At 63.0% G+C, this 18,520-nt stretch carries 16 protein-coding genes and 1 pseudogene; 9 read left to right on the top strand and 8 right to left on the bottom strand.

The genetic code is table 11. The features are described from left to right. Window positions 1–8: 8 nt before the first annotated feature. A complete protein-coding gene (locus DXT59_RS07140; RefSeq protein ID WP_116136220.1) occupies window positions 9–953 on the bottom strand; it encodes a LysR family transcriptional regulator in 945 nt (314 codons plus the stop codon). Window positions 954–1,095: 142 nt separating this feature from the next. On the opposite strand from DXT59_RS07140, the gene pcaD reads away from it, so the two are divergent. After that, window positions 1,096–1,914 carry a 3-oxoadipate enol-lactonase gene (pcaD, locus tag DXT59_RS07145; protein ID WP_116136221.1) on the top strand — a complete coding sequence of 273 codons (819 nt, stop codon included), beginning with the start codon at window positions 1,096–1,098 and terminating at the stop codon, window positions 1,912–1,914. 1 nt (window position 1,915) lies between these two features. Here the strand turns inward: pcaD and DXT59_RS07150 are convergent, their stop codons facing one another. The 3 genes from DXT59_RS07150 to DXT59_RS07160 form a co-directional block, all read right to left on the bottom strand. Further along, a complete protein-coding gene (locus DXT59_RS07150) occupies window positions 1,916–2,224 on the bottom strand; it encodes a DUF4148 domain-containing protein (protein WP_116136222.1) in 309 nt (102 codons plus the stop codon). Window positions 2,225–2,310: 86 nt separating this feature from the next. Next, a complete protein-coding gene (locus DXT59_RS07155) occupies window positions 2,311–3,318 on the bottom strand; it encodes a DedA family protein/thiosulfate sulfurtransferase GlpE (protein WP_116136223.1) in 1,008 nt (335 codons plus the stop codon). A gap of 307 nt (window positions 3,319–3,625) precedes the next feature. Continuing rightward, on the bottom strand, window positions 3,626–3,943 hold the full coding sequence (locus tag DXT59_RS07160; RefSeq protein WP_116136224.1) for a DUF4148 domain-containing protein: 318 nt from the start codon (window positions 3,941–3,943) through the stop codon (window positions 3,626–3,628). A gap of 181 nt (window positions 3,944–4,124) precedes the next feature. Between DXT59_RS07160 and DXT59_RS07165 the strand changes: the two genes are divergently transcribed. Both DXT59_RS07165 and DXT59_RS07170 read left to right on the top strand, forming a co-directional pair. Next, entirely contained in the window at window positions 4,125–4,940 is an 816-nt protein-coding gene (locus DXT59_RS07165) for a creatininase family protein (RefSeq protein WP_116136238.1), read from the top strand. A gap of 22 nt (window positions 4,941–4,962) precedes the next feature. Then, window positions 4,963–6,129, top strand: a pseudogene (locus DXT59_RS07170) (YncE family protein). Window positions 6,130–6,148: 19 nt separating this feature from the next. Here DXT59_RS07170 and DXT59_RS07175 read toward each other — a convergent pair. After that, window positions 6,149–6,556: a DoxX family protein gene (locus DXT59_RS07175; protein WP_116136239.1), complete on the bottom strand. Its 408-nt coding sequence runs from the start codon at window positions 6,554–6,556 to the stop codon at window positions 6,149–6,151. 174 nt (window positions 6,557–6,730) lie between these two features. Between DXT59_RS07175 and DXT59_RS07180 the strand changes: the two genes are divergently transcribed. The 6 genes from DXT59_RS07180 (at window position 6,731) to DXT59_RS07205 (ending at window position 15,498) form a co-directional block, all read left to right on the top strand. Further along, window positions 6,731–7,606, top strand: a complete 876-nt coding sequence (locus DXT59_RS07180) for a LysR family transcriptional regulator (protein ID WP_240324428.1) — start codon at window positions 6,731–6,733, stop codon at window positions 7,604–7,606. Between the two features lie 54 nt (window positions 7,607–7,660). Continuing rightward, window positions 7,661–8,911, top strand: a complete 1,251-nt coding sequence (locus DXT59_RS07185; protein WP_116136226.1) for a cation:proton antiporter — start codon at window positions 7,661–7,663, stop codon at window positions 8,909–8,911. Between the two features lie 197 nt (window positions 8,912–9,108). Next, window positions 9,109–10,236: a porin gene (locus DXT59_RS07190; RefSeq protein ID WP_162877982.1), complete on the top strand. Its 1,128-nt coding sequence runs from the start codon at window positions 9,109–9,111 to the stop codon at window positions 10,234–10,236. A gap of 402 nt (window positions 10,237–10,638) precedes the next feature. Then, window positions 10,639–14,064, top strand: a complete 3,426-nt coding sequence (locus tag DXT59_RS07195) for a bifunctional diguanylate cyclase/phosphodiesterase (protein WP_240324429.1) — start codon at window positions 10,639–10,641, stop codon at window positions 14,062–14,064. 12 nt (window positions 14,065–14,076) lie between these two features. Next, a complete protein-coding gene (locus tag DXT59_RS07200; RefSeq protein WP_205417385.1) occupies window positions 14,077–14,940 on the top strand; it encodes a glycine-rich domain-containing protein in 864 nt (287 codons plus the stop codon). Between the two features lie 243 nt (window positions 14,941–15,183). Then, window positions 15,184–15,498, top strand: coding sequence for a hypothetical protein (locus tag DXT59_RS07205; RefSeq protein WP_116136228.1), 315 nt, complete (start codon window positions 15,184–15,186; stop codon window positions 15,496–15,498). Window positions 15,499–15,531: 33 nt separating this feature from the next. Here DXT59_RS07205 and DXT59_RS07210 read toward each other — a convergent pair whose 3' ends face one another. From DXT59_RS07210 to DXT59_RS07220, 3 genes are all read right to left on the bottom strand, one after another. Next, window positions 15,532–15,933: a response regulator gene (locus tag DXT59_RS07210; protein ID WP_116136229.1), complete on the bottom strand. Its 402-nt coding sequence runs from the start codon at window positions 15,931–15,933 to the stop codon at window positions 15,532–15,534. Between the two features lie 162 nt (window positions 15,934–16,095). After that, the gene (locus DXT59_RS07215; protein ID WP_116136230.1) at window positions 16,096–16,743 is read right to left on the bottom strand and encodes a response regulator; all 648 of its coding nucleotides are present in this window, start codon (window positions 16,741–16,743) and stop codon (window positions 16,096–16,098) included. Then, window positions 16,740–18,520 (bottom strand): sensor histidine kinase (locus tag DXT59_RS07220; RefSeq protein WP_162877983.1); only part of this gene is annotated, 1,781 nt, incomplete at its 5' end. The genes DXT59_RS07215 and DXT59_RS07220, both read right to left, overlap by 4 nt.

An 18,520-nucleotide genomic window follows, 5' to 3' on the forward strand; every position in this document is an offset into this window, starting at 1 on the left:
CAGCGGGACTAGGCTGCGGTGGAGGCGCGTTGCGCATGCGCCGATGGCGATCGCTTCGATTTCATGTCGAGCCCGCAATCGCTCAAATACCGCCACAACCGTTCGGCGACAGGACCGTGCGGCCGGTCGGCGCGGCGCGCGGCGACGATCTTTTCCCGCGCGCCGGGCATGTGCCGGTTCGCGAGCGAGCGCAGGCGGTTTTTTCGTAAATCGTCTTCGATCATGTGGCGCGGCAAGTGGCCCCAGCCTAGGCCGTGCAAAATGATTTCGCGCTTCATCGATTGGTCGCTTACCGTGCATTGAGCCGCCCCTGGCACGACGAAGTAGTCGCGCGCGGGCGTATGCCGGGCCGTATCGCGCATTACACACTGCGTGAGCTCGCGCAAATGTTCGGGCTTGACCGCTTTCGGCAAGTTCTTCGGCAGCAGCGAGGGCGCGATGACCGGCACCAGTTCGACCTCGCCGAGGCCGACCCATTCGATGCGCGGATCCGCTTTGTCGATCCGGTGCACGATGAGATCCGCATCGCCGTCGAGCAACCGTTCTTGCGGCCCGGCGACCGCTTCGACATGCAAATGCAGGCGCGTGGCGGGGCAGGTGCTGAAAAAGCTCGAAAGCCGCGCGAGTATCCGCTCGCGCGGGCAGAGGTCGCCGATGACGACATGCAGTTCGCTTTCTTCACCCATGGCCAATTGCGCCGCGTAGGTGCGCAGTCCGGCGAACTCGCTCAAAAGCGCTTGCGCTTTGCCATGAAACGTTTTCCCCGCGGCTGTCATGCGCACGCGATAGCCGCTGCGGTCGAGCAAGGCGAGGCCGAGTTGCCGTTCCAGCCGCGCGACAGCCGCGAAGACGGCCGGGTGCGAGCGATGCAGCGCCGCCGCGGCCGCCTGGAAGCCGCCGGCGCGGACGACGGCGTCGAAACACTGGAGGTCGTGGAGCGTGAATTCGTTCATCGGCGCGATCGGCGGGCAGGAAGGGTGTGTTTGAATGACATTACAAAGAATATCAAAAGTTTGTAATGTCTTTCTCCGAGCCCCGACACTACGATTGCGCTGTCGAACCGAACTGCCTCAATCAACGTCGAGGAAAAATGTCATGAACGCGCTATCGTATTTCACGGCCGGCGACGGCACCCGCATTGCGTATCGCTTCGACGGGCGCGAAGACGCTCCGCTCCTGATGCTCTCCAATTCGATCGCCACGTCGCTGCATATGTGGGACGGTGTCGTGCCCGACCTCGTGGAGCACTTCCGGCTCTTGCGTTACGACATGCGCGGCCATGGCGGCTCCGATGCGCCCGTCGGCGCTTATTCGATCGATCGGCTCGGTCGCGACGCGATCGAATTGCTCGATGCACTCGGACTCGAACGCGTGCATTTCCTGGGACTATCGCTGGGCGGAATGATCGGGCAGTGGCTCGGTATTCGGGCATCCGAGCGAGTCGATCGCCTGATACTAAGCAATACGTCGGCCTATCTCGGGCCGGCGCGGTATTTCGATGGAAGAATCGCGGAACTCGCCCGTATTCGCGACATGGGCGAAACGGCGGACGGGTTCATCCGCAACTGGTTCTCGCAAGAGACGATCGACCGGCGCGCTTCCGATGTGGATGCGTTTCGCAACATGGTCGTCGAAACGCCGCCTCGCGGGCTCGCCGGCGCCTTCGCCGCGGTACGCGATCTCGATTTTCGCCGCACGGCGGCGCTGATCGATCGACCCACGCTCGTCATCGCGGGTGAGCACGATACGGTGACGCTGCCCGAACACGGGGAATCGATAGCGGCTTCGATCGCAGGGGCGCGATTCGTATCGCTGCCCTGCGTGCACCTGCCGAATGTCGAGTCGCAGCGAGCGTTTGTCGATGCGGTGAACGGGTTCTTGCTGGCGGATCGAATCAAATCGATCGCGGCGTGAATCAACGGCCGAAATAAAGCGCGTCGTTAGCGCCGGTGGAGACGGGCGAACCCGAGGCCGACGAGCCGGCGCGCACGCCGCCGACGGCTTGATTGTTACCGTTTTGGGCATCTACCCGCGCTTGAGCGAGCTGGGCGTCGGCCGGATAGTACGGATCGTTGCCGAAGCTGCGGCGGCCTCCGGCTTGCTCGAATTGCACCAGTTGCGCCTTGACTTCGGCGCGCGTCAGCGGGGCGTTCGATTGAGCGAAAACCGCGACGGGAGCGGCGAGCGCGGCTGCGATGACAATGGATTGAACGAGCGATTTCATGGCATTACCTCCAAGGTTTTGTACTGTTCGGCACGGGTTCGTTTCGTGAACCGATGACTGCAGTCTAGCCATTGGAGGCGCTAGGGTTAACGCCTAAGATTCGAAATCATCTTTGCACTTTCGTTCACAATCGGCGTCGGCTCATCCACTTGCCGCGGCAACATAGCGACCTCGCGGCCCGCCTCGCGCCACGCGTCGATGCCGCCTTTGAGCGGGAGCACGTCGCTGAAGCCGGCTTCGTTCAATTTCTTCGCCATCCACGCAGCCGATACTTCGTTCGGACACGAGCAGTAGACGACGATCTTTTGATTGGGACGATAGGCTGCGACGATCTCCTCGAGCTTGCGCTCGTCGGCGAAACGCGTGCCGGGAATGACATAAGGATCGATCTGGCGCTTCTCGTCGGATCGAATGTCGAGGATGACGGGCGCAGCCTCGCTCAGCATCAATTCATACAGCTCGTCGACACCGATGCGCGCATCGGACAATTTATTCATCAAGCTGCGTCGCCGCATCCAACGATAGGCCGCGTACGCGGCGAGCAGCGCCGCGATCACGAAAATGCTCGCGTGCCCCAAGCGGCCGATGCCGGCGAAGAACCAATCGACCTGGTTCGCGACGAGCGCGCCAATGCCCAATCCGAGCGACGCCCAAATCGCGGCGCCGATACCGTCGTGGGCGACGAATGCCCGGTATGGGGTACCGAGCGCGCCGGCCATCGGCACGGAAAGCAGCGAGAGCCCCGGCACGAGTTTGGACACGGTGAGTACGCGCACGCCCCAGCGGCCGAAGAAACGTTCGGTTTTCTTCACGCAGGTGTCGCGTGACAACGATAACCGGCATAGCGTTTTCAGCGTCGCGCCGCCGTAGACGCGGCCGGCGAGAAACCAGACGCTGTCGCCGATCACGGAAGCGAGTACCGCGAGCGCGAGTACGGGCACGAGTTGACCGCCGACCGAGGCGGGATGCAGCGCGGCCATCGCGCCGAAGAGGACGAGCGTGGGCATGGCGGGCACGGGCAATCCGAGTGCCGCCGCGAGCGCGTTGACGAAAACGAGCGCCGGGCCGTAGCGCGCGACCAGGTCGTGAAGCATCGAGGGTACCTCGCAGAAACGTGCCGCGCGAAAGTTGCGGCATGCGCGGATTATGCCGCGTTCGATGCTTCGCTGCTTTAATGGAAAGGACGGGACGGCGGAAGACGCACGGGAAAAAGCGCCTAGCCGAATGAAGGGCTAGGCGAAGCCACCGATGACCGGCGGCGGAGGTATCGATCCGAACCGGCGTATGGCCGCATGCCGCGGAGGGCACGCGCTAGTCGGTTGGGCGCAGCGAAATGTGTCGATACGGCCGGCGTGCTCACTGCGGCGCAGCCGGCCCGTTCTTTCGTCTAACGAGTGGCGATCAACGGCCGAAGTAGATGGCGTCGGCTGCGCCCGTGTTCAGCGGCGCGCCGGAGGCGGACGTCCCGGCGTGAACCCCGCCGACGGCTTGCTCGCCGCTATTTTGCGCAACGGTTTGCGCTTGCGTCACTTGCGCGGCTTGCGTGCTGTTCGGATAGTACGGGTCGTGGCCGAGTGCGCTCTTGCCAGCAACTTGCTCGAATTGCACGAGTTCGGCCTTCACTTGCGCACGCGTCACCGGTGCGTTCGATTGGGCGAAGACGGCGACGGGTGCGGTCAACGCGGCGGCGATCACGACGGATTGAATGAGCGATTTCATGGCAATTACCTCCAAAAGTTATCTGTCTTGCTGTGGCAGCCGGTTCATTGTTCGAACCGATGCATGCAGTCTAGCGATCGAAGGTTCTAGGGTTAACGCCTAATTCGATAAATCATCGTTACGGTTTTGCTCATAATCGCCGCCGCGTGGGTCCGGTATGGCGTTTTTTGCGGAGCGAGGGATGCAATTTTTCTTACGAAAAGCTTTCGTTTGTTTGGGCTTGGTGTGCGCGCAGGCGTCGGCCTTTGCGCAAACGCCCGATACGGTCCAGTTGGAGGATCTGACGTGGACGGAGGTGCGCGATCAAATCGCCGCCGGAAAGACGACGATTCTCGTGCCCATCGGCGGTACGGAACAGAGCGGGCCATACGTGGCGCTCGGCAAGCACAACGCGCGCGTGCAGGTTCTCGCCGCGCGTATCGCGCGCGGGCTCGGCAACGCGCTGGTGGCGCCCGTCGTCGCCTATGTCCCGGAGGGCGGCTATTCGCCGCAGAGCTCGCATATGCGTTTTCCGGGCACCATAACGGTTTCGGACGATGTCTTCGAAAAGATGCTCGAATCCGCCGCGAATAGCTTCAAGGTGCACGGATTTATGAACGTGGTGTTTCTCGGCGATCACGGCGGCTACCAAGACGACATCAAGCAGGCGGTCGCGCGGCTGAACAAGGCATGGGCAGGCGGCAAGGCGCGTGCGTTCGTGCCGCCCGAGTACTACCGCGAAAGCTCGAGCGGTTACGCCCGCATGTTGCGCGAGAAAGGCTATCGCGACGACGAGATCGGCACGCACGCGGGGCTCGCCGATACGTCGCTGCTATTGGCCGTCTCGCCGCGGATGGTGCGGCTCGACGCGTTGCGCAAGGCGCCGAAGCTCACGGCCGCGGACGGCGTTTATGGCGGCGATCCGCGGCGTTCGAGCGCCGAGCTTGGGCAGATGGGCATCGATGCAATCGTCGCGCGGACGGTCGAGGCGATTCGCAGGGACGTCGCGGGCCGTTGACGGACGAAGAGGAGGACGTGCCATGGGTTGGAACGGAGATCGCAGGTCGTGGCTGGCATCGTCGATCGGCGCCGCGCTCGCGGGCGCCTGCATCGGATCGGCGCAGGCGGCGCCCGTGCAGACGGTACCGGGCATGCCCGCCGTTACCGATGCCGCGAATCTATACGGCGAGGCGGGGGCCAATCATTTGAGTGCGGCGGTAAGCGGCGCGCTCTCGCGCGTGTATGTGCCGAATTTGCGCTCCGACGACGTCTACGTCATCGATCCGTCCACGTTGAAAGTGGTCGATAAATTCGCGGTAGGACGCAGCCCGCAGCACATCGTGCCTTCATGGGATTTGAAGACGCTGTGGGTCACCAACAATGCGGAGGGGCGTATCGACGGTAGCCTGACGCCGATCAATCCGATGACGGGCAAGCCCGGCAAGGCGATTGCCGTGGACGATCCCTATAACATGTACTTCACGCCCGACGGTCGCGAGGCGATCGTCGTCGCCGAGGCGCATGCGCGGCTCGACTTTCGCGATCCGCACACGATGCGGTTGATGTCCAGCCTCCCGGTGCCCGAGTGAAAGGGCATCAATCACGCCGATTTTTCGATCGACGGCAGGTACGCGATCTTTACGTGCGAGTTCGGCGGCAAGCTCGCGAAGATCGATATGGTCGATCGCAAGGTGCTCGGTTACTTGGTCCTTCAAGCCAAGGGCATGCCGCAAGACATTCGCATCTCGCCGGACGGGAAGACGTTCTACGTGGCGGACATGATGGCCGACGGCGTCTACGCGATAGACGGCGACGCATTCAAGAAGACCGGCTTTATCAAAACGGGCGTGGGCACGCACGGGCTCTATCCCAGCCGCGACGGCAGCAAGCTCTATATCGCCAATCGCGGATCGAATCTCGTGCACGGTCCGCGCCACGGCAAGGGCAGCGTCTCAGTGCTCGATTTCGCGTCGCGCAAGGTCGTGGCGACCTGGCCGATTCCCGGCGGCGGCAGCCCCGATATGGGCAATGTCAGCGCCGACGGCAAGACGCTATGGCTATCGGGCCGTTTCGACGACGAGGTCTATGCGATCGATACGAGCACGGGCGCGGTCAAGCCGATCGCGGTCGGCATGGAGCCCCACGGGCTCACGGTATGGCCGCAGCCCGGGCGATACTCGCTCGGGCATACGGGCAACATGCGCTAGTTACGCGCCGGCCGGGCGCCTACGCCACGCGCTTGGCCGGGCGAAGCGCAAAGGCGCCGTCGCCGAGCAGGAATAGGGCGACGAGCGCGACGGCCCAAAACGCGGGGTATTCCCAGCCGCCGCCTTTATTCGTGAAGAGCCAGCCGTTGGCGCCGTGCACGAGTACGATCGTGCCCAGCATTTCGGCGGCGAGCGGCAGGGCGATCCAAGAGGCGTAGACGCCCAGAATCAGCGCGATGCCGCCGGCGAGCTCGAGCGCGATCGTTAGATACGCCGCAACGGCCGGCAAACCGAGCGAGGCGAAATAGCCGACGAAGCCCGGTACGCTGAAGACGAACAGCTTAAGGCCGACGTGCGCGAGGAAAAGAACGCCTAGGCTGACGCGCAGCAGCAACGCGGCAAACGGAGCGGTTTTGTCGTTGATCATGATGGTCATCGTTGACGTTTAGGAACGATTGCAGCGGGGTGGACGTTAACCGTTTACCGGCCGCCGCGGCTCGGGATGGCGCCACGATACGTTGGGCGGGGCGCGGCATCAACTGGGCTATGATTCATCCATCATTAACTGCTGGTTGACGATCGGATGGACACGCTTACGAGCATGCGGGTTTTTCGCCTGGCGGTGGAGGCCAAGAGCTTCGCCGCGGCCGCGCGCCGGCTGGACATGTCGCCGGCGATGGCGAGCAAGCACGTCATGCATCTCGAGCGCCGGCTGGGTACGTTGCTGCTCAATCGAACGAGCCGGCACTTGAGCTTGACCGAATCGGGTTCGACGTATTTCGAACACGTCCGGCAATGGCTCGACGAACTCGACGATGTGGAAACTGCCGTAGGTCAATCCACGGCGGCGCCGCACGGCACGCTCAAACTCAGTGCGCCGGTATGGATGGCCAATCCCGACTTCGTAGGGGTCCTAAACGATTATCGGGCGCGCTATCCCGACGTTCGTTTGGACGTCGATTTGTCGGGTCGTTTCGTCAATCTGGTCGAAGAGGGTTTCGATCTTGCGCTGCGCGTGACGAACCCGCTTTCCCTCGGTCCCGCGCTGATCGCGCGGCCCATTGCGCCGGTGACCTTTCACCTCGTGGCGTCGCCGAGGTATTTGCGCCGCGCGGGCGCGCCCGCCGACGCCGGGATGCTGGCCGCCCACACGATGCTGGGTTACTCGATGTTCCCGGCCAACAATGCGCTCGAAGTGGAGGGTCCGCGCGGCGTCGAGTCGATCAAATTCGAATCGGCGCTGGAGACGAACAACGAGTCGCTGCTGCGATTGGCCGCGCTGGAGGGGATGGGGCTCGCATTCCTGCCCCACGCGTTGATCGCTCGCGACATCGAGGCCGGCACGCTCGCGGCGGTGCTCACCGACTATCGCTTTTTCGGTACCAAGCTTTACGGCGTCTATCGCCACCGGAAATACCTCTCGCCCAAGGTCAGGACGTTTCTCGATTTTCTTTGCGACGATGCGCGCCTTCGCTGACGCGCATATCGGTTAGGATCTCGCCTTCGACTTATTCCAATACCTATTTTTCTCATGTCGAATTGGCTGCTTCAATTGTCCGTCGTGATCGTCGTGACATCGGCTTGCGGGGTCGTCGCTCGACGGGTCGGGCAGGGGAAGGTCGTCGGCGAACTCGTAGCGGGTTTGCTGCTCGGCCCCTCCGTGCTCGGAGCGATCGGCGGGGCGGGCTATCAGGCTCTGTTCAGTCCGGCGTCCGCCGCGATGCTGTCCAAGCTCGGTGAGCTCGGTCTCGTCTTTTTGATGTTTCAGACGGGGGCTCATATCGTCGGCGATATGCCGAAGACGCGCACCGCCGCGTGGCCGCCGTTCGTCATCGCCGCACTAGGAATGGCCGCGCCGTTCGGCCTGGGCTGCGCGCTCGCGAGCTTCGGCGGCGGCACGTTTGCGCCGCCCAATGTGCCGCGCGTCGCCTACGTGCTCTTTTGCGGGATTGCACTGTCGGTGTCCGCGCTGCCCGTCATGGCGCGTATCGTGACCGAGGCGGGTATCGCGCGGCATGAGGCTGCGCGATTGTCGATCCTCGCGGCGACCGTGACCGATGCTGCGGGGTGGCTGCTGCTGGCAAGCATCGCCGCGCTTGCGAAACCGGGCGTGTCGACGCACTCGGCGCTTTACGGCTTGCTTCAGCTCGCTGGATTTTTCGCCTTCTCGATCACCGTCGTGCGTTTGACGATGCAAGCGGTGCTCGCGCTGGCCAAGCGTTGGGGCGGCAATTCGGCGATGCTCGTGTGCGCGCTCTGCTATGTGCTGCTCTCGGCTTGGGCCGCCACGGCGTTCGGCTTGCATAGCGCGTTCGGCGCACTGATCGCCGCTGTGAATATGTCGCGCCGGCGCGATCTGCTTCACCTTTGGCGGCGCCGTTTCAGCGGACTGGCGGACGTCGTGCTCACGCCGTTGTTTTTCGTCAGCGCGGGCATGCAAGTGTCGGTCTCGGCATTGCATTCGCCGGCGCTGTTGGGATGGCTCGCGCTGATTTTTGCGGCAGGCGTGGCGGGCAAGTACGCCGGGTGTTATCTCGGTGCGCGGCTATGCCGGATTGCCCCGCGCGATTCGCATCTCGTCGGCGTGCTGATGAACAGCCGCGGCACCGTCGAACTGATGGTGCTCAGTATTGGATTGCAGTTGCAACTGATCTCGTCGTCGCTCTACACGGTACTGCTTATCGCGACGCTGACGATGACGGCCGTCAGCGCGCAGCTCGCTCATCGATGGGCGCGGGAGCACCGCGCGGCGCCGCTCGCCGCGCCGGCACCGGCCGCCTGACGCGTTTTTCGATGCGGGGAATATCCCGCATCGGCCGGGCATTTTTGCGCTATCCCTGTCAGTTTTGGCAGTATGTTTTGCCGTGCATCGATGTTGCAATGGCGGCGAGCACCACAGTCTTTGCTCGGCGGCTCGGCTCACGTGAGCGCCGATACGTGTCGTATCAAGCGGCTACGAGCAGCGGAGGCGCGATGAGCATGGCATATCGTTCGGATAGGCGGCTGTGGCGCGGGGCGTGTGGCGGGGTGCTCGCTTGTTCGGCCGCGCTCGCGTGGCCCGCCTCCGCGCAAGCGCAAGCTACGGTGCAGATCTATGGAATCGTCGACGATGCGTTGACGTTCACGACGAATCAGGGCGGGGGCCGCGTTTGGTCCCAAACGAGCGGCGTCGGCCAATCCAACCGCTGGGGCCTACGCGGTATCGAGCCGCTCGGCGATGGCTGGCGGGCCGTGTTTCGCCTCGAAAACGGATTCACGGTCAACGACGGACGGTTTTCGCAGGGCGGGCTCGAGTTCGGACGCCAAGCGTTCGTCGGCCTCGCGAGCGACCGCTTCGGGTCGCTAACGTTCGGGCGTCAGTACGACTTTATGTCGACGAACCTGACCCAATTCGCCGCCGGCACGCTGACGCCTTCGGTCTTTGCCTTCCATCTCGGCGATTTGGACCGGCTCGGCGCCGAGCGCCTCGACAATTCGGTTCGCTACGTGACCCCGGAATGGAACGGTTTGCAGCTCGGTGCACTGTATTCGTTCGGAGGGCAGCCGGGAAATTTCGTTGCCAATAGCGCGGTGGCGTTCGGCGCCACCTACGCCCGCGGTTCGCTCCATTTAGGGGCGGCCTATGTGGGGATGCACAACTACACGACCGCGTTCGGCATCGGGACATCCGTGCTCGGCGTGCCGCTCGTCGGCACCCGGGCGCAAGGACTGTTGCCGCGTTTTCAGGTGTTCGACAAGCTCACGGTATCGGGCGTGGGCGCCGGTTATCAGTGGGGGCCGACCTTCTTGCACGGGCTATTCACGCTCGTCGGTTTTCGGCAAAACGGTGCAAGTGCATGGCTTAGGACCGCCGAAGGCGGCGTGAAGTACACAATGACTTACGCGCTATCGCTAGCCGGCAGTTATGCCTACTCGAAACTCGGTCCGGCACATTGGAATCAATTCGTGGCTGGTATCGATTACTCCCTATCGAAACGCACCGACGTCTACTGGAATGCCGTTATATTACGTTCGAATCAGGGCGTGCGCGCGCAATTATTCTCGCTTCCCGCTTCGAGTTCAAATTCTCAAACGGTTGTTTCATTAGGGCTTCGCCATCTCTTTTAGCGCGTAAAGCGCATGATCCTTTCGATCGTTCTCGCGTTTGATTCCGTTATGGCCGAATTGCCTGTCAGCATTGCCTGACAAGGCCCTTAGAGGGTTTGTGTCGATAGGGTTTGTTTGACTTGAATCAACCTTGCCGAACGTTATCCTTCGTACAAAAGAGCCTATAAGAAAACCGCTTCTACAACGGTCCGCCGTGATTTTTGGGCGGCTGCTCCACTTTATCGCCTGCTTGAGTCGGGCGTGCGTGCCGGCACCGGCGAGTCGGATAACCGATTGAGCCGGTAATCGATCAACTAACGTTTGCAGCATTCGGTGCGGCCCGCGAGCGGCCCTGCGCCGGGCCGCATGCGCGCATTCGCTTCGTATTGCCCATCTGGGGTACGCGGCGTTTGGGGAAATGAAGTGCGCGAGGTATTGGAACGTGTGCGGCGTTTGAGCCGCGATTGGTACGCCCCGGGTTTTGCCCTCGGCGTATTGATGCTCGCGCTGTCCATTACGGTGACCGTCTACTCGGTCTGCGGTCAATTCGTCGAGCGCGAGGCAAAGCTGCGCTTCGATAACGACTCGGGCAGCGTCGAGCAGCAAATCGCGGTACGGGTACGGCTTTATTCCGACGTGCTCGTCGCGATGCGTGCGCTCTTTCGCGAGGACGCGAACGTCACGCGCGGCGAGTTTCGGGATTTTGTGACTGGACTCGATTTGCAGGGCCGCTATCCGGGGTTTCAAACGCTCAATTATGCGAGCTACGTGCGTGCGGCCGATATGGATGCGTTCGTGGCCGAGCAACAGCGCGACCCGATGCTGAAGCAAGCAGGTATCGAATTCTCGATTCATCCGCCGGGCCCACGCGACAGTTACGACGTGTTGACCTACGTCGAACCGCTCGCGGCGAATCGCGAAGCGGTGGGGCTCGACATGGATGCGCTCGCGAATCGGCGGGCGGCCATGGAAACGTTGCGCGACACCGGCCAGCCGATCAGCAGCGGGCGATTGATCTTGGACGATCGCAGCGCGCGATTCGTCGGGATCGCGATGCGCATGCCGGTCTATCGTAAGGGTATGCCGACCGAGACCGTCGATCAACGCCGCCTGGCCTATGTCGGCTCGGTCGGTGCCGGTCTTCGCGTCAACGACATGATGGACGGGCTGCTCAGCGCGGAGACGCTGCGCGCGATCAAATTCAAGATTTACGATGCCGGCCGGCTGAACGCGGCGCCTACGCCGCTATCGAAAGGGTCGTTGCTTTATGACAGCGTGAACGGGGTCGCGCTGGCGGTTGCGCCCGAGGGCCGGCCGGCCCGGACGACCCGCGGTGCGCCTCACGCCGCCGCCCCGGTGGTGCCGTCGGCCCCGCGCGCCGCCCGCGGCGTAAAAACGGCCGTGCTGCAACGGCGCGCAGAGCAACCGTTCGCGGGACGCCGCTGGGTGATCGAGTTTACGGCCAATGCGGCCGAGTTGAGCGGTGCGCAACGCGTCTTGCCCGAGGTCACGCTCGTCGCGGGCATGACGATCAGCTTATTGCTGGCGGGGCTGGCTTATGCCTTATCGAGTTCGCGTTCCCGGGCGGTCAGGCTGGCCGACCAGATGACCTACGACTTGCGCGAAAGCGAGGCAGCCCGCGCCGAGGCGCAAAGGATCGCGCATTTGGGCGATTGGCGCGTGACCGCGGACGACGGGCGTGTATCCGTATCGCGCGAAATGGCCCGTCTGATCGGCTGTCCGCCGCAGCCGGCGCAATCGGTGCGGGCGCTGCTGCGTGCGATCGATCCGCGCGATCGCGGCGTGTTGATCGAGCAGGCGAAACGCGCGATGAAGACGCACGATGCGTTCGAACTCGAATGCCGCTACCGCTCGCGGCGCGGACGGTACGGCTGGTTACGCGTGATCGGGCATCCGTACGGCGGCCCGGATGCCGCAATGCTGCGCGGCACGGCCCTTGAAATCACTAAGCAAAAATCGATCGAACGGGCACGCGATCTGGAGCATGCATTTACGTTGTATCTCGCCACGGCAGGCAACGAGTTCGACGTCTGCCGCCATCTGATCGAATCCATCGTGCATGGAATGGATTGGGATGGGGGCGCATTCCGCCCGACGCCGGCCGGCACGAAGCAGTTGCTGTGCGCGACGTCGACGGCGATCGACAGCCCGTTCGAAAATTGGCTTCTCGTGAACGGCCCCAATGTGATCGCCGAGGACGATGCGCCGGCGGCGCCTCGCTGGAGCGTGGCAGGGCGCGGCGCGCCGCGCCTGGGCCACGACGGCTGGCTCACCGATGCCGGTATCGCAACGACGTTTTCGTTCGCGCTGCGTTTGGGATCGGTCGTGGTGGGCGTGGCGGAATTTTATGCCCGCGAACGGCGTCATGTGGAGCCGCAGGCGCTCGTGATGGCGCGTTCCATCGTGAGCCAGATGAGCCACTTCCTGCAGCGCCGGCAGGCGGAGGACAACCTGCATTTCCTCGCCACGCACGATGCGTTGACCGGGCTCCCCAATCGGTTGATGTTTCGCGAGCACTTGGACGAGATGCTGGCCCGCGCGCGCGCCGATGCCACGTCGCTGCACGTGCTGTTCATCGATCTCGACCGGTTCAAAGACGTGAACGATTCGCTCGGACATAACGTCGGCGATTTGCTGCTGCGCGCGGTGGTGGCGCGCCTGCAAGAGGTGTTGGCGCACGTCGACATGCTCGCGCGGCTGGGCGGTGACGAGTTTGTCGTACTCGTCAAGCATGAAAGCGAGGGTATGGCCGCCGTCATGAACACGATCGACGCGATTCAAGCGGCGCTGGCGCAGCCGTTCATGGTCGGCGGATCGCAGTTGCAGGTCAGCGCGAGCATCGGCGTCAGTTCGTTCCCCGGCGACGGCGAGGATGCGCAGACGCTGCTCAAGCACGCCGACATGGCGATGTACGGCGCCAAGCAGCGCGGCAAGAATACCTATCAGATGTACATGCGCCAGATGAGCATGTCGTTGCACCGGCGTGTGGAAATGGAGACGCAGCTTCGCCACGCGGTCGAGAACGGCGAGTTCACGCTCTTTTATCAGCCGCGCATCGATTTGCGCACGAACCATTGCACCGGCGTGGAGGCGCTGCTTCGTTGGAACAATCCGGCGCTCGGCGCCGTGTCTCCGGTGGATTTCATTCCTGTCGCCGAGGAAACGGGTGCGATCGTGCCCATCGGCGCTTGGGTCCTGCGCGAGGCTTGCCGGCAAGCCGCCGAGTGGCGCGCATTGGGTTTGGCCCAGATCCACGTCGCCGTCAATCTGTCCGCGCGGCAGTTCGCCGATCCGCACCTGCACGAAAGCATCTTGGACGCGCTTTCGGATGCCGGGCTTTCCGGCGAGTATTTGGAACTCGAGCTGACCGAAAGCATGGTGATGCGTCATCCCGAACAAGCCGTGCGTTGGCTGTCGGCCATCAAACGCACCGGCGTTCGTCTATCGATCGACGATTTCGGGACCGGCTATTCGTCGCTCGCCTATCTGAACCGCTTCCCGATCGACACCGTGAAGATCGATCGATCGTTCATCCGCAACGTACCGGACAGCCATAGCGATACGCAAATCACGAGCGCCGTGATTGCGCTCGGACACAGCCTCGGCCTGACCGTCATCGCGGAAGGCGCCGAAACGCAGAAGCAAATCGATTTTCTCCGCAAGGAAGGCTGCGATGAAGTGCAAGGGTACTTCTTCAGCCGCCCGATTCCCGCCGCCGACGTCGAGAGTTTTCTCGGCAAAGCGGCGGATTCCGGTCTCGCGTCTACACCGAGACCACTAGCCGCAAGCGCCGAAGTCAGCCGACGGAGCGCTTTCATCAAGTCTTGAAGGAATAGCACCATGCAGACCACCAAACGGGGCATCGCCGAGATGTATCAGGCCATCGATGAGTTGGATTTCAGCCGTATCAAAATGAAGCTCATGCATCGGCGCGACGGTGTCATCGCGTTGCGTCAAGTCGAGCGCGCAGAGGAAGGCTATCGGCAATTTTTGAAGCTCGCGGCGAAGTATCCGGACGCCCCGCTCGTGCCGAGCGAGGAAGTCGACGAATTCTGGCACATGCACATTCTCGATACGCAACGCTATGGCGCCGATTGTGAACGGATCTTCGGCTACATGATTCATCATGATCCTTACAGCGGGCTCGACGGCGCGCAGGACGAGGCACGGCATTTCCTACTTGCGGCCGCGAGCGACGAGATGACGGCGCGCGAATTCGGCGCGTCGGGGGCGGGACCGGTTGCGTACTGCGTGAAACCGGAAGCGAAGGGTGACGCGAAGGCGTACTGCGTGAAGCCCGAAGCGAAGGGTGACGCGAAGGCGTACTGCGTGAAGCCCGAAGCGAAGGGTGACGCGAAGGCGAACTGCGTCAAGCCGGAAGCGAAGGGCGATGCGATGGCGTACTGCGTGAAGCCGGAAGCGAGGGGTGACGCGAAGGCGTACTGCGTGAAGCCCGAAGCGAAGGGTGACGCGAAGGCGTACTGCGTCAAGCCGGAAGCGAAAGGCGATGCGAAGGCGTACTGCGTGAAGCCCGAAGCAAAGGGTGACGCGAAAGCGTACTGCGTCAAGCCTGAAGCGGCGGCCTACTGCGTCAAGCCCGAAGCGAAAAACGATGCGCAGGCCTATTGCGTCCGCCCTGAAGCTATGTCGGCCGCGTATTGCGTCCGCCCCGTTGCCGCGCCGGAGGCACGGCGCAGCGCCTAGCCGATGCCGCAATCGGCGGGGCGTCTTATCCCGGCCGCCCCGCGCGCGTCATATTCGATTGCGTGCCCGAGCGCTTGGCGTCCCCGCACCGGAGGGGGCGGCGGCCCTCTATCGCCCCTCATTTCCCATTGACCCAAATCAAGTCGACTTCGACCCGCATCCGGAAGATGGCGTTAGACACGCCATGAGGCTGTCCAAGCCGCCCATGGCCGGCGGGACGTTAATCGGAGCGGGAGACGGTAAATGGGGATCGGCATGCAAATCGTGTATCTCGGGTTTCCCGGAGAAGCACGGATCGAGGCCGAGGCAGGCGTTCAATTATTGCGGTTGATGCGATTCGCCTCGCGCGTCGCCGCCTGTCATTTGGCGATCGAACTCCTGCATGGTGCGGGCGGGAAGTATTACGACGCCCGGCTCGACATCATCACGCCCGAAAAGCAGTTGATTGCGCTGCCACATTGCTCCGAAACCGATCCCGAGGCCGCCGTGCGTGCAGTCTTCGACTACGCGGAGCGCGAGCTCACGAATCGTGGCAACGATTTTTCCAAACTCAACTAGTGACGGATCGGGGCATCGTGGCCCCGTGTTCGCCTAAGCCCCGCCCGTTTTGTCCCGCGCCAAACGCGCGATGGTTTCCATGGCCAGGTCGAATTCGGTCGTCTTGTCGAAAAAATAATCCGCGCCCGCCACGACGCTGGCCTCGCGAAATACGGGGGACGCATAGTTCGTCAGGACGATCGTGACGATCGGATCGGTACGGTCGCGCAGTGCATGAAGCAGGTCCATGCCGTTGCTGTCGATCAAGCGTAAGTCGAGGATCACGACTTCGGCATCGGTTTTCTCGATGCCGCGCAGCGCGGTTTCGACATCCTCGGCTTCCCCAACGATGTGTGCCGCGCCGTCGGGCCCGATATGCATGGCCAAACGATCGCGCACGAGGGTGGACTCGTCGACGACGAATACTCTTAGCGGTGACCGGTTGTTCGTATCCATGCGAACAGTATCGTCAGCGCTTTATCAAATAAAAATCAGTTCGGTAGGAATCGGTTGTAGGCGGCAGCGAATACGTTTGTAGGGCAGGTCCTACAGATAAACGCGCCGCCCCGTCCCGGGGCCTTTCCACGCGATTCGCGGCGGCTAGGGCGTTACCTTTGGTTACAAGTCTTCGCTGTCCTCGAACAGCTTGTGCTGAATCGCGTACCGTACCAGGGCCGCTTCGTGAGGCATCTGCATTTTTTCGAGTATGCGGGTTTTATAGGTGCTGACCGTTTTGGCGCTGACGCAAAGCTCGTTGGCGATCTCGCTGATCGTCTGGCCCGATGCGATGCGGCGGAAGACATCGAACTCCCGGTCCGACAGCCGCTGATGCGGCAGCATGTCGGTCGGTTCGTTCAGGCTCTGCGCGAGCCGTTCGGCCATCGACAAACTCACGTATACGCCCCCGGCCGAGATCTTCGTCAACGCCGAGACGAGTTCCTTGCTGGCGCTTTCTTTCGTGAGGTAACCCGATGCGCCCGCCTTGAACGCGCGCACCGCGTATTGCTGTTCGGCATGCATCGTCAACACCAAGACGCGCAGCGTCGGCAATTCTTCCTTGATCTGTTTGACGAGCTCGATCCCGTTGCGCCCGGGCATCGATAGATCGAGCACCAGTATGTCGGCCGGCGTACTGCGCACGAGCGAAATCGTGCTCGGTCCGTCGTTTGCTTCGCCCACCACATCGAACCCGCTGGTGCCTTCTAGAATGTGACGCAGGCCGTCACGCACCAGGGTGTGGTCGTCGGCTAATAGTACTCTCGTCATGGCAGCGCCTCTTCCTGTTGTATGGCGGCGAGCGGAATCCGCACCTTCAGCGTGAATCCTTTTCTCGTGGCCGTTTCGATCGAAACCGATCCGCCCAGGATATGCACGCGTTCGCGAATACCGAGCAAGCCGAAGGATTTTTCCCCGGATCCCTCGTGATTGGGTGCGGTGGGCGCACCGCGACCGTTATCGGAGATCGATACCACGCATTGATCGTCCTCGACGACCAGCGCCAGCCGAACGAGGGTCGCCTCGGCATGTCTCGCCACGTTCGTCAGCGCTTCCTGCACGATTCTAAAGAGCGTCGTCGCTCCGTTGCGCGAGAATTGCGCGCCGCCGGGCTCGATCCGGCGCTCGATCTCGATGCCGTAGCGGGTGGTGAAATCGGTCAGGAGCCAATCGATGGCGGGCATGAGGCCGAGATCGTCGAGCATCACCGGCCTCAGGTCGGCGGCAATGCGGCGCACCGAGCCTACCGTGGAATCGATGAGCCGGCGCATGCCCTTTAGCTGAGCAAGTACCGACGGCGGGGCGTTCGGTGCCTCCGCGAGCGATTGCTCCGCGGCGGAAAGATCCATCTTCAACGCCGTCAGTTGCTGCCCGAGATCGTCGTGCAACTCGCGCGCGATGCGCGTCTTTTCTTCCTCGCGGACGTTTTGCAAGTTCGCCGATAGCTCGCGCAGCTCTTGGCGCGACGCTTTCAGCGCATCCTCTGCGCGCACGCGCTCGGTGACGTCGCGCAGCATCACGGTATAGAACTTCCCTTGCCCGTCGTGGATTTGCGCGATCGACGCTTCGATCGGAAACTCCTCGCCGTCGGCACGCAGGCCGACGAGAACCGGCTGCTGCCTTCCCATCTTGCGTTCGGTTACGCCTGTTTCGCCAAACCGTTCGACGTGCTTGCGATGCCCCTGTCTAAATCGCTCGGGAATGAAGCGCTCGATCGGCGTGCCGATCGCATCCATCGCCGAACAGCGGAACACTTGTTCGGCGGCGGGGTTGAACATGACGATGCGCTGCTGCTCGTCGATCGTGATGATGGCCTCGCTCGAGGAACGAATGATCGCCATCAAACGCGCTTCGTCTTGCGACGAGCGCGAGCGCGCCGTCCCGGCTTGCGCAAGCGTCGTGCCGCTCTGGCGCATAAAGACGAAAACCGCGGCGCCCGCCATGATCGCCGCGGCGAAGCCGGCCGCGGCGATCGCGCTGCCGCTGAAATCGGCCGACGCCACGAGCGAGGGATCGCTCGTGGCAAAGGTAACCGACAGCGCTTCGCCGCCGAACCGCAGCGTATCGGTGCGCTGGAACCGCGGGCCGCCTTCGTATTGAGCGGCGAGCGGGATGCCCGGCGGATAAAGCAGCATCGGCGGCTGCCCGCCCGAAACGTGCAGTCCCATGCGCGGCTCGTGCGCGGCGACGCTGGCGAACAAATACTCCGTGTCCAAGCGCGCGATCGTAAACCCGATCAGCGAGGCACGCCGGGCGGCGACGAGCGTGGGTGGCGGCGCGGTCCGATAAACGGGTAGAAAAAGGTCGACGCGCGCACGCCCCTGGCTTTCCGTCGGCTCCGTTTCCACCGTGGTTTCGCGCGGGAGCGGCCGAATCGCCATCGCCACCTGGCCGCTGTTCGCGGCGCGTATGAGCGCGGCGCGTGTGATGTCGCTGACTCCGAGGTCGCTGCCTTCCGATGCGTCGCCGCGCGGTGGCCACATCAGCATCGTATGCGCGAGCGCGGTGCCGGACGCGCCGGCCGGCGCCGAGGCGCCCGGCGCGGCGG

The sequence above is a fragment of the Trinickia diaoshuihuensis genome, assembly GCF_003390925.1.
Taxonomy (GTDB): domain Bacteria; phylum Pseudomonadota; class Gammaproteobacteria; order Burkholderiales; family Burkholderiaceae; genus Trinickia; species Trinickia diaoshuihuensis.